This is a genomic window from uncultured Marinobacter sp. (genome assembly GCF_947259545.1).
Taxonomy (GTDB): domain Bacteria; phylum Pseudomonadota; class Gammaproteobacteria; order Pseudomonadales; family Oleiphilaceae; genus Marinobacter.
In genome coordinates, this window is sequence record NZ_CAMYMK010000002.1 from 631185 (window position 1) to 642978 (window position 11794).

Below are 11794 nucleotides of genomic sequence, written 5' to 3' on the forward strand. Positions count from 1 at the left end.
ATAATCCGGAGGAGTATCCATTGAAGAAGGTTTTCTTGTTCCCGCTTTTTCTGACAACCGCCCTGGCCGGCTGCCAGACATCCGGCTATATGTCTTCTGCCGCCACCGATGGTGACGGTGTGACCTGCGGTGAAATCTACCAGGCTTTCGATACCTACCAGCAGGACAAGCAGTCCGCCCAGTCGCTGCAGGCGTTGGCTGCCCTGGTAAACCCGACTGCTGGCTCTGTGGCTCAACAGGGCGTCAGCTCCGCTGAAGGGTACGAGGAGCAGATCAAGGCCAGCGCCAACATTGCGCTTGCAGTCCGTGGCTGCCAGCCAGTCGGATAAAGATTAACGCACCCGGTCGGTCTGCAGATACTGCCCCGACCGCAGGCCCACCGAGAGATTCTGGTGTGACGCTTCCGTTTCTTTGGGAAGCAGATCGGCGACGGTCTTCATTTCCGAGAGCAACTCCTGCTCGGTGGCGGTCATTTTTTCCCGCGCAAAGTCACTGATCTCCAGCCCCTGCACAATCTGGTAGCGCCCGTAGTCACAGCGCACCGGGAAGGAATAAATGATTCCCTTTGCGATTCCGTAACTGCCATCGGAGACGATGGCCATACTGACCCAGTCATTTTCGGCGGTGCCATTGATCCAGTCGTGCATGTGGTTGATGACCCCCTGGGCGGCGGAGGCCGCACTGGAACGCCCGCGGGCTTCAATAACAGCCGCTCCACGCTTCTGGATCTTCTCGATAAAGTGATCGCGATACCAGCTCTCATCCACCTGCGACATCGCCGGCTCACCGTAGATGGTGGCGTGGCCAAGATCGGGGAACTGGGTGTTGGAGTGGTTGCCCCAAATCGTGATGCGGCGAATGTCCTTGGGGTTGGCGCCGGTGTGGTTCGCCAGAATGCCCCGGGCGCGGTTGTGATCCAGCCGGGTGAGGGCGGTAAACTGCGCCGGTGACAGGTCCGGGGCGTTGCGGCTGGCGCACAGCGCGTTGGTGTTGGCGGGATTGCCCACCACCAGTACTTTCACGTCCCGGTTGGCGAACTGATTGATGGCGCGGCCCTGGCTGGCAAAGGCTGGAGCGTTTGCAGCAATCAGTTCGCTGCGCTCCATACCCGGTCCACGGGGCTTGGCGCCCAGCAGCAACACATAGTGGGCACCAACAACGCCTTCCTCAAACTTATCGTACAGGCTGATGCTGTGCAGCAGTGGGAAGGCACAGTCTTCGAGTTCCATGGCGATGCCGCGCAACGCGTCCATGGCCTCGGGCACCTCGATGAGCTGCAGAATAACGGGCTGATCCCGGTCGATCATTTCGCCGGTGGCAATCTTGAAAAGCAGGGAGTAGCAGACGCTACCAGCGGCACCGGTAATTGCGATTTTGACGGGACGTTTCATGCAGACCTCCCTTACGCAGATGGATGTTCCATGTAAACTCTAGCACTGTGAGGTGGGAAATTCCTCCACAAACCAACCCCCACAAGTCGGAGGCGAGTTACGGTATGAGCCGGTCATCCACCCCCCAACCGATATTCTGGCGTGACAGTCGGCTGCCCCATGTCGAACTTCGGGTTGTCGAGGACGGCCGAAAGGTGTGTTACGCACCTCATACCCACACCCAGTGGTCGATGGGCGCCATTACCGCCGGGCAGAGTACGTTTGTCTATGTGGATCGGCGTTATCGAGTCAGTGCCGGGGCACTGGTATTCATGAACCCCGAATGGGTACACAACTGCAACCCCATTGAAAATCAGCCATGGGCCTATCTGATGCTGTATGTGGATGCCGAATGGCTGGCCGGGCTCAGGTTTCGGTTGGGTTTGTGTGACGAGCCGGTCTGGCAGGACCTGGATTGCGATGTCAGCCGGTCGGAACCGCTGTTCCTGGGGTTCCGGGATCTGGCGGATTGTCTGTTGGATGAACAGGTGTCGATACAGCAGAAACGGGACCGGACGGAAGCCTTTCTGTCTGAGGTGATGGTGTCGGTTTCGGCGCCATCCGCACACTCTGATGGGCCATTCCCTCCTGCGCCTGGTCCCATTCAGGCACTCGCCCGCTATCTGGATGATCATTGTGTGGATGAGCTGTCCCTCGAGTGGATGGCAGAGCGTGTGGCGTTGTCGCCCTCGCATCTGGTGCGGGTGTTTCGCAAACACTTCGGGATGACGCCCCACGCCTATCAGATCAATCGACGCATCCAGCTTGGGCAGCGCGCCCTGAAGCAAGGCGCGCCGATCGCCGATGCAGCCCTGGCCGCGGGCTTTTTTGATCAGCCTCACTTCCAGCGGGTATTCAAGCGTCTGGTTGCCGCCACTCCAGGGCAGTACGGTCGACCGTTAATCGAGGATCAGGTACAGGCAACTCGCCGCAAGTAAGGCGGCAAGGGCACGATTAACCGCACGCAGGAGCGAGGGGCGCCGGATATGCTGGCGGAGAAAGCGCCCGGTCAGTACCCATGTGGACAGGGACAGCCAGCAGATCGGTAGATACAGCGCGGCAAAGATCGTCAGTTGGGTCAGATCACCACCGGAAGTGTATGCCCCGATGCCTGAGACCGAAGCCAGCCACGCCTTTGGATTGAGCCATTGCATAAGTGCGCCGGTCCAGAACCCGGGGGCCCTGTCGGGGGCTTCTTCGGAAATTTGCCCATCATCCACGGCCAGGCGATAGCTCAGGTAAAGCAGAAATGCGATACCGGCCCAGGTCAGCAACCGTTCAAATCCGGGAATCCAGGCAAGTGCCGAATGCAGCCCGAAACCGATAGCAAGGAAGAGGGCGATAAATCCCAGCGTGGCGCCGGTGACAAACCACAATCCTCTGTTCAGGCGATAGCGGGTGCCGCTGCTCAGGCACACAAGGTTCACCGGCCCCGGCGATATGGAGGCGGCCAGTGCAAAGGCGGACATAGGCAAAATCAGGGACAGGGTCACGGTCAGCTCCTTTCAGTGCAGAGTGGTCCGAAGGAGTCTGACGCCATAATCAAAACGGGTATTGCACAAAATTGTGCTGGGCCGGAATCGCGCACAAAGCAGAATAGGCCGGTTAATACTGACGATTATATCCGGTCGATTCTGGGTCCGTAATCGTCTAATACCATTCCTTGATCTGAACTACCCTTTTACCCACACACTGCGTTGCTTACAGGAGTGACGGCGATGAACAAGGTTGATTGGCGCATCAAGGGATTGGAGTTCGTAAACTGTAACTGTGAGGTGGGCTGTCCCTGCCAGTTTATGGGGCGGCCGACCCATGGTGACTGCAAGGCGTTTGCAGCGGTGAGGATTGAAGAGGGGTTTCTTGGCGATACCCGTTTGGATGGATTGTCGTTTGCCATGACACTGCACTGGCCCGGTGCCATCCACGAGGGCAATGGCCAGGGTCAGGCATTTGTTGATGAGCGGGCGACGCCAGAGCAGCGCGAGGCGCTGATGTTGATCCTTTCCGGTGATAACTCCGAGCCCGGAGCCACGTTTTTTAACGTGTTTGCCAGTACGTTGACTAAAATGCACGATCCGGTGTTCTGTCCGATCCAGGTGGACTGTGACGTTGAGGGGCGTCGCGCCAGTGTCCGTGTGGCTGACATGATTGACGCATCCGGGGAGCCCATCCTCAATCCGATCTCAGGTGAGGAACATCAGGCGCGTATCGACTTGCCCGGTGGTTTTGAGTATGCGGTGGCGGAAGTGGCCCGTGGACGCACGAGTGCCCATGCGGGAATCCCCCTGGAAATGGATGCCAGCCATTGCCATCTGTCCCATCTGGATATTGGACCGAGCGGCGTTTATCGATAGCTGAATCGGGGCTGTGGCTTTCGCTTACAGCCCCGCATCCTTGACACTCTCCATCACCACAAACGTGCTGGTCTGCAACACATGGGGCAGGGCTGAAATCTGTTCCCCCAGCACCTGTCGATACTCTGCCATGTTTCGGGTCCTGACCTTCAGCAGGTAGTCGAAATTGCCGGCGATCATATGGCATTGCTCGACGGCCGAGATCTGCTTCACGGCTTTATTGAAAGCGGTGAGCGACTGGCTGCTGGTGTCGTGCAGGGTGACCTGGGCGAAGGCGATATGGCTCTGCCCGAGTTTGGTCTGGTTAACCAGTGCGGTGTAGCCGGTGATATAGCCCTGTTCTTCGAGCCGACGCATGCGAACCTGACACGGTGTTTTTGACAATCCTACACGGGAGGCAAGCTCGGTAACGGTGATCCGGGCGTGCTTCTGAAGTTCGCGAATAATGGCGTGATCGATTCTGTCCAATTCGACCATAAATATGTTTCCTGGCTGGATGAACGGCTATATCAAGACCTAAATATAATCAAAATACCTGTATTTTGAAACTATATGGTCAAAGGGACTTTGGGGAGTTGAGTATACTGGAGCTTCCTCCATTCCATATACCCAGTTGAATGTATCCGGAGACGCTTCATGTCACAGTCCCGCCCATCACAACAACAAACCTTGCTGGAACAACTCGCTGACGCCCTCCAGGATCAGGAGTCGGATCCTCACGGCACGAGGAACCTGCGGGAAATTGTCGCGAAGATGATGACCGAGTCCCAGTCCTGGGACGATGATCTGCACGCCCAGTTGGTTGAGTCGTTTGGCGAGACGTCTGGTGGTTTGTGTGCGCAGATGTTCAGTGGCGGCTTTCCGTCAGCATACCGGGCACGTTTCCCCGTGGCGGAGGCGATTGGCGACATCCACCAGATCCAGTCCATCGCCGTCAGTTCCGATGTACCCATGCGTTTCTACCAGCTTGCAGAGCCATTGTCCGACGGAGAGCTCAACTTCAAGCTTTATAGCCAGGGCAACCCGGTGATTCTCTCGGATGTCATTCCGATTCTCGAGAACCTGGGGATGCGGGTGCTGGGGGAGCATCCGTATCGGGTTCAGCGGCGGGACGGGCAACATTTCGGCGTCAGTGACTTTACCGTGGAGTGCCACTCCCATTGCCGTGACGCCGACCTGGAAAAGGCCAGGCCTCTGTTGCAGGAGGCGTTTCGTGAAATCTGGAATGGCTTCGCGGAAAATGACGACTTCAACCAGCTCATCATGGCTGCGGGGCTGGGGTGGCGCGAAGTCGCGCTGCTGAGGGCGTATTCCAGGTATATCAAGCAGATACGTTTTGGCTTCAGCCAACCGTTCATTGCCGACACCCTGGCACGTCACCTGAATATCACCTCAATGCTGGTGCTCTACTTCAACGCGCGTTTTGATCCGGATATCCCGGCGGAAACCCGGGAGGTGATGGTCGGGCGAATTGAGAGCGATATTCTTGGCGCACTGGAAGCCGTGGAAAGTCTGGATGACGACCGTATCCTCAGACGGTTCTATGTGCTGATCAAGGCAACGCTGAGAACCAACTACTACCAGCGCCAGCACGGTGGCCAGATCAAGGGCTACCTGTCCTTCAAGCTCGACCCCGGCGCTATTCCCGACATCCCCAAACCCTGTCCGCGCTTTGAGGTGTTTGTGTATTCGCCACGGGTGGAAGGCGTTCATTTGCGGGCGGGGCCGGTCGCCCGGGGCGGTTTGCGCTGGTCCGATCGTGTCGAGGATTACCGCACCGAGATCTTGGGGCTGGTCAAGGCGCAGCAGGTCAAGAATTCGGTGATCGTGCCAGTTGGAGCCAAAGGCGGTTTCATCGTCAAGCAGCCGCCTCGGGACGGTTCCCGGGAGGACATGCGAGCCGAAGGCATCGCCTGCTACCAGACCTTTATTCGGGGGCTGCTGGATCTGACGGACAATCTGGACGGTGGCGTCGTTGTGCCTCCGCCCGATGTGGTTCGCCATGATGAGGACGATACCTACCTGGTGGTCGCCGCCGACAAGGGGACCGCCACGTTTTCCGACATCGCCAACCGGCTGTCGAAGGAATACGGTTTCTGGCTGGGCGATGCGTTTGCCTCCGGTGGCAGCGAGGGCTACGATCACAAGAAGATGGGCATTACCGCACGCGGTGCCTGGGAATCGGTGAAACGCCATTTCCTGGAAAAAGGGCTGGATACCCAGAAGGATGAATTTACCGTGGTTGGCATCGGGGATATGGCCGGCGATGTTTTCGGGAACGGCATGCTGCTGTCCTATCGTATTCGCCTGATAGGTGCGTTTAACCACCAGCATATTTTTATCGACCCGGTGCCGGATGCCAGGGCTTCCTTTGCCGAACGCCAGCGACTGTTCCAGACGCCTGGCTCGAGCTGGGCCGATTACGACGCCCGGCTGATCAGTGAGGGCGGCGGGGTATTTCCCCGCTCCATGAAATCGATCCCGCTTTCACCGCAGATGCGCGCCGTACTCAACGTTGAGGCCACCCGGTTATCCCCCAACGAGTTGATCAGCGCGCTGCTCAAGGCGCCGGTGGACATGATGTGGAACGGCGGTATCGGCACTTATGTGAAGGCCAGGGATGAGTCCCACGAAGACGTGGGCGATAAATCCAATGACGGGTTAAGGATCAATTGCGACCAGCTGCGCTGCAAGGTGTTGGGTGAGGGTGGCAACCTTGGGGTGACCCAACTTGGTCGTATCGGTTTTGCCCGCACCGGCGGTGCCGCCAACAGTGACTTTATCGATAATGCCGGTGGGGTGGATTGCTCGGACCATGAGGTCAATATCAAGATCCTGCTCAACGATCTGGTCCAGCAGGGGCGGCTGACGCTGGACGAACGCAACCGGATGCTGCGGGCGATGACGCCCGAAGTGGCCGATCTGGTGCTGCAAAACAATTACCGGCAGGCCATGACATTGAGCCTGGCCCAGAGTGGCGTTGTGGCCTCGGTAGACGAATACGAACGTCTGATGAGACGTCTGGAGACCGAGGGCAAGCTGGACCGGGCACTCGAATTCCTGCCCGACGATGATGAGCTTCAGACCCGGCGTGAACGCGCAGCGGGCTTTACCCGTCCGGAGCTGTCGGTGCTCGTTTCCTACGCCAAAATCGAGCTTAAACAGGCGCTGCTCACTGCTCCCATTGTTCACGATCACCGTTTTGCCCCGGCGCTCCATTCGGCCTTTCCTGCGTCGTTGCTGGAGACCTTTCCCGATGCCGTTGAGGCACACCCCCTGCGTGCCGAGATCTCCGCGACCCAGATCGCCAACGATATTGTCAATCGCATGGGAATTACCTGGGTCGACAGAATTCGCAACGCCACCGGGGTCGACTGTGGCCGCCTGGCCGCTGCGTATCTGATCTCCCTGCGCGTCCATGGCGTAGATGCCAAATGGGCCGACATTGAAGCGCTGGACGGCAAGGTCAGCGCACAGGTCCAGGCCGAGATGTTCGGAGATGTCATTCGCCTGGTTACGCGGAGTACCCGCTGGTTGTTGCAGAACCGCTGGCACGGCCTGGATCCGGACAACTGCCTGGGGCGTTATCAGGAACCTCTGGCCGAGGTGTTGGCGTCCAGAGAGCGGTTGGCAACGGTGATTCCGGAAAGTCGTTGGCAGGAAACTTATGAGGAGTACCATAAGGAAGAGGTGCCGGAGCATCTTGCCGCCTATTGTGCCTCGGCCGAGAGTCGCTATTGGCTGATGGATATGATCGAGATATCCCATCAGCTGGATCAGCCTCTTGAGTCCGTGGCATGGGTGTACTTCCGGCTGGGAGAAAGTCTGAACCTGACCTGGCTGGACAGGCAGATGCGAATATTCCGGGCGCGGGGGCATTGGCAGGTACTGGCAACCATACACTACCGGGATGAACTTGATCAGAAACTGCGGGATCTCACATCCAGTGTGTTTACCGCAGGAGCTGACGAGGTTCCCGGGGCGCATTCTCCGGAGCAGTTGCTGGAGGTCTGGCGAGAGGACAAACAGCCTTTACTGGGACGCTGGAAACGGATGCTGGGGGATATGCAGGCTGCCAACGAGGTTGATTGTGCGGTTTTCTCGGTTGCTCACGGCGTGCTTCGCGAGCTGGCCTCGAAGACCGGGTGATAAAGTGCCCTTGGGAAATGTATCTAGGTTTTAGTCTTTTAATGGGCAATTAATAAAATTTTAACTGGCAATAAAGACAAAAAGGTATGCAAGTACGGTTCTAATAGAGAAACAGTCTTTGTTGATCTCGGTAGAATGCGAGACAGATAAACAACTAAGAGGGTACAACTATGAGACCGCAGCAGTCAGTGACTCCCGCACTTATCGATAGCCGGCAGGCCATTCGTGAATACTACCTGGCTGACGAATACACAGTGATTCGTGAGTTGATTGCCGGCGCTCAGTTGTCCCAGACAGAGCGCGACGCCATTTCTGCCCGAGCCGCCGATCTGGTGCGCGGCGTCCGCAAGAACGCCAAATCCACCATCATGGAAAAATTCCTGGCGGAATACGGCCTCACCACCAAAGAGGGCGTTGCCTTGATGTGTCTGGCGGAAGCGCTGCTGCGTGTACCAGACAACATGACCATCCACGCGCTTATTGAAGACAAAGTCACCTCCGGTGCCTGGGGCGCCCATGTGGGTAAGGCGTCCTCACCGCTGATCAACACCGCCACGGTTGCCTTGCTGATGACCAGCAACCTGCTGCGGGATTCGGAGCGTCACACCGTGGGCGATACCCTGCGCAAGCTGCTCAAGCGTTTCGGTGAGCCAGTGATCCGTACCGTGGCCGGTCAGGCGATGAAGGAAATGGGGCGCCAGTTCGTGCTGGGCCGTGACATCGATGAAGCCCAGGACGAAGCCCGAGAGTACATGGCCAAGGGCTACACCTATTCCTATGACATGCTGGGTGAAGCCGCCCGCACCGATGACGACGCCAAGCATTATTTTGATGCCTACTCCAACGCTATCGACAGCATCGCCAAGGCCTGCGAAGGGGATGTGCGCAAGAATCCGGGGATTTCCGTCAAGCTCTCCGCATTGCTGGCCCGTTACGAGTACGGCAACAAGGAACGGGTGATGGACGAGTTGCTGCCCCGCGCCCGCACCCTGGTCAGGAAGGCAGCGGCGGCCAACATGGGCTTTAACATTGACGCCGAGGAACAGGATCGTCTGGATCTGTCTCTGGATGTGATCGAAGCCCTGGTGTCTGATCCCGAGCTGGCCGGCTGGGAAGGTTTCGGCGTGGTGGTTCAGGCATACGGCAAGCGGGCTTCCCATACGCTGGACTGGCTCTACGGGTTGGCTGAAAAATACGATCGCCGTTTCATGGTTCGTCTGGTCAAGGGCGCCTATTGGGACGCCGAAATCAAGCGTGCCCAGGTGATGGGCCTGAGCGGCTTCCCGGTGTTTACCCGTAAGGCGTGCAGCGATGTGTCATTCGTCTCCTGCGCCACCAAACTGCTGAACATGGCCGATCGGATCTACCCGCAGTTCGCCACCCATAACGCCCACTCGGTTTCCTCGATTCTTGAACTGGCCAAGGTCAAAGGCGTGGATAGCTACGAATTCCAGCGCCTGCACGGCATGGGTGAATCTCTGCACGATGAGGTGCTGAAAGTCAGTGGTGTTCCGTGTCGCATTTATGCGCCGGTCGGCCCCCACAAGGATCTGCTGGCGTATCTGGTTCGTCGCCTGCTTGAGAACGGCGCCAACAGCTCGTTCGTAAACCAGATTGTCGATACCAGCATCACCCCGGAAGAGATCGCCAAGGATCCGATCCTGAGCGTGGAAGAAATGGGCAACAACATTTCCAGCAAGGCGATCGTGCATCCGTTCAAGCTGTTCGGGGAACACCGCCGCAACTCCAAGGGCTGGGACATCACCGATCCGGTCACGGTGAAGGAGATCGATGAAGGTCGCGATGTCTACCGGGATTATCGGTGGAAGGGCGGCCCGGTGATTGCCGGTGAGGTGGCCGGTACAGAGGTTCAGGTAGTGCGTAATCCCGCCAACCTGGACGATCTGGTCGGGCATGTGACCCAGGCTTCCGATGCGGACGTGGATACCGCTATTACCGCAGCTACATCAGGTTTCGGTAGCTGGTCCAAAACACCCGTTGAAGAGCGGGCGGCGTTAGTGCGCAAGGTGGGTGACCTTTATGAAGAGCATGCTTACGAGCTGTTCGCGCTGACTACCCGGGAGGCCGGCAAGTCCCTGCTGGATGCGGTTGCCGAGATCCGCGAAGCAGTGGATTTTGCCCAGTACTACGCCAATGAGGCCATCCGCTATAAAGACAGCGGTGATGCCCGTGGCGTGATGTGTTGTATCTCGCCGTGGAACTTCCCGCTGGCCATCTTTACCGGCCAGATTCTGGCCAACCTCGCTGCCGGTAACACCGTGGTTGCCAAACCCGCCGAGCAGACGTCTCTGCTGGCGGCACGGGCGGTGGAACTGATGCATGAAGCCGGTATACCCCGCGATGTCATTCAGTTGCTGCCCGGCACGGGCGCGACCGTCGGGGCCGCGCTGACCGCCGATTCCCGGGTGGCCGGCGTGTGCTTCACCGGCTCCACGGCAACGGCCCAGAGTATTAACAAGATGATGACCGAAACCATGGCTCCGGATGCCCCGCTGGTGGCGGAAACCGGCGGTCTCAACGCCATGATCGTGGATTCCACTGCGCTGCCGGAGCAGGTGGTGCGGGATGTGCTGGCCTCCTCCTTCCAGAGCGCGGGGCAGCGTTGTTCGGCGCTGCGCATGCTCTACGTGCAGAAAGACATCGCCGACAACCTGCTGGAGATGCTTTACGGCGCCATGGAGGAACTGGGCATTGGCGATCCATGGCTGTTGTCTACGGATGTGGGGCCGGTTATTGATGAGACGGCGAAGAAGAAAATCGTCGATCACTGCGATAAGTTCGAGCGTAATGGCCGCCTGCTGAAGAAACTCCCGATTCCCGACAAGGGGCTGTTCGTATCGCCGGCGGTACTCAAGGTCAGCGGTATCGAAGAAATGGAAGAAGAGATCTTTGGCCCGGTGCTGCATGTGGCTACCTTTGCGGCCAAGGACATCGACAAGGTGGTGGATGACATCAACGCCAAGGGTTATGGCCTGACGTTTGGTATTCACAGCCGGGTTGACCGCCGGGTTGAGCGGATCTCAAGCCGGATCAAGGTGGGCAACACCTACGTCAACCGCAACCAGATTGGTGCCATCGTCGGCTCCCAGCCCTTTGGTGGCGAGGGGCTGTCCGGGACGGGGCCCAAGGCGGGTGGTCCGCAGTACGTTCGTCGCTTCCTGAAGGGGGCAACGGTCGAACGTCCGGCGGACTCCGGTGCCAAGTCCGTTGATATCAAAAAGCTTGAAGGGCTGATTGGCAAGCTGCGCGACATGAAGGCGCCGGCACCAGAAGTGAGAATCGAGGCCATGAAACCGATCTTCGGTGAGGTTCCGGAGCCGCTGGATGCCCATGCCGAAGAGTTGCCAGGCCCAACCGGCGAGCTGAACCGCCTGTCCAACCACGCCCGTGGCATTGTTCTCTGTCTCGGACCGGACAAGCAAACCGCGCTGGAGCAGGCCACGATGGCGCTGTCTCAGGGCAATAAAGTCGTTGTGATCGCGCCAGGCGTGGAAGACACCGTAAATCGTGCTGCCGAGGCCGGCCTGCCGATCGTTGGTGTTGAAGGGTTGTTGGAGCCCGAGGCATTGGCAATGGCCCGTGGTTTCCAGGCAGTGGTGAGTTGTGCCGAGCAGTCCCTGCTGGGGGAATACCGCCAGGCACTGGCGAAGCGTGACGGCGCGCTGTTGCCATTGATCACGGAACATACCCTCGACCAGCGGTTCGTGATCGAGCGCCACCTGTGTGTGGATACCACCGCCGCCGGTGGTAACGCCAGCCTGATCGCTGCCTCCGAGTAAGGATCGCACAGGCCAGGTGACGACTCCCCAGGGAAGGGGAGGCTATACTCCTGGCCGGTTC

Annotated in this window: 8 protein-coding genes; 5 read left to right on the forward strand and 3 right to left on the reverse strand. The window is 58.5% G+C overall.

What is annotated here, in order from left to right:
- The first annotated feature begins 20 nt into the window (after nucleotides 1-20).
- Nucleotides 21-329 (forward strand): lipoprotein, encoded by a 309-nt coding sequence (locus tag Q0Y21_RS03045; protein WP_297791409.1) that lies wholly within the window; start codon nucleotides 21-23, stop codon nucleotides 327-329.
- Nucleotides 330-332: 3 nt separating this feature from the next.
- Here the strand turns inward: Q0Y21_RS03045 and Q0Y21_RS03050 are convergent, their stop codons facing one another.
- Nucleotides 333-1391 carry a malate dehydrogenase gene (locus Q0Y21_RS03050; protein WP_297791411.1) on the reverse strand — a complete coding sequence of 353 codons (1059 nt, stop codon included), beginning with the start codon at nucleotides 1389-1391 and terminating at the stop codon, nucleotides 333-335.
- Between the two features lie 104 nt (nucleotides 1392-1495).
- Between Q0Y21_RS03050 and Q0Y21_RS03055 the strand changes: the two genes are divergently transcribed.
- The gene (locus Q0Y21_RS03055) at nucleotides 1496-2368 is read left to right on the forward strand and encodes an AraC family transcriptional regulator (protein ID WP_297791413.1); all 873 of its coding nucleotides are present in this window, start codon (nucleotides 1496-1498) and stop codon (nucleotides 2366-2368) included.
- Here the strand turns inward: Q0Y21_RS03055 and Q0Y21_RS03060 are convergent.
- Nucleotides 2330-2917, reverse strand: a complete 588-nt coding sequence (locus Q0Y21_RS03060) for a LysE family translocator (protein WP_297792488.1) — start codon at nucleotides 2915-2917, stop codon at nucleotides 2330-2332. The two genes, Q0Y21_RS03055 and Q0Y21_RS03060, sit on opposite strands and share 39 nt — an antisense overlap.
- 231 nt (nucleotides 2918-3148) lie before the next feature.
- Between Q0Y21_RS03060 and Q0Y21_RS03065 the strand changes: the two genes are divergently transcribed.
- A complete protein-coding gene (locus tag Q0Y21_RS03065) occupies nucleotides 3149-3784 on the forward strand; it encodes a DUF1326 domain-containing protein (RefSeq protein ID WP_297791415.1) in 636 nt (211 codons plus the stop codon).
- Between the two features lie 24 nt (nucleotides 3785-3808).
- On the opposite strand, the gene Q0Y21_RS03070 is transcribed toward Q0Y21_RS03065, so the two are convergent.
- The gene (locus Q0Y21_RS03070) at nucleotides 3809-4261 is read right to left on the reverse strand and encodes an Lrp/AsnC ligand binding domain-containing protein (protein ID WP_297791416.1); all 453 of its coding nucleotides are present in this window, start codon (nucleotides 4259-4261) and stop codon (nucleotides 3809-3811) included.
- 159 nt (nucleotides 4262-4420) lie between these two features.
- Here Q0Y21_RS03070 and Q0Y21_RS03075 point away from each other — a divergent pair, with 159 nt between their 5' ends.
- Together Q0Y21_RS03075 and putA are read left to right on the forward strand one after the other, a co-directional pair.
- A complete protein-coding gene (locus Q0Y21_RS03075; RefSeq protein ID WP_297791418.1) occupies nucleotides 4421-7933 on the forward strand; it encodes an NAD-glutamate dehydrogenase domain-containing protein in 3513 nt (1170 codons plus the stop codon).
- 170 nt (nucleotides 7934-8103) lie between these two features.
- Nucleotides 8104-11733 carry a bifunctional proline dehydrogenase/L-glutamate gamma-semialdehyde dehydrogenase PutA gene (gene putA, locus Q0Y21_RS03080; RefSeq protein ID WP_297791420.1) on the forward strand — a complete coding sequence of 1210 codons (3630 nt, stop codon included), beginning with the start codon at nucleotides 8104-8106 and terminating at the stop codon, nucleotides 11731-11733.
- Nucleotides 11734-11794 lie beyond the last annotated feature (61 nt).

Bases quoted from the DNA above. Each gene is read 5' to 3' on its own strand.
- Q0Y21_RS03050 (WP_297791411.1), bottom strand. From the start codon at position 1,391: ATGAAACGTCCCGTCAAAATCGCAATTACCGGTGCCGCTGGTAGCGTC.
- Q0Y21_RS03055 (WP_297791413.1), top strand. From the start codon at position 1,496: ATGAGCCGGTCATCCACCCCCCAACCGATATTCTGGCGTGACAGTCGG.
- Q0Y21_RS03065 (WP_297791415.1), top strand. From the start codon at position 3,149: ATGAACAAGGTTGATTGGCGCATCAAGGGATTGGAGTTCGTAAACTGT.
- Q0Y21_RS03070 (WP_297791416.1), bottom strand. From the start codon at position 4,261: ATGGTCGAATTGGACAGAATCGATCACGCCATTATTCGCGAACTTCAG.
- Q0Y21_RS03075 (WP_297791418.1), top strand. From the start codon at position 4,421: ATGTCACAGTCCCGCCCATCACAACAACAAACCTTGCTGGAACAACTC.
- putA (WP_297791420.1), top strand. From the start codon at position 8,104: ATGAGACCGCAGCAGTCAGTGACTCCCGCACTTATCGATAGCCGGCAG.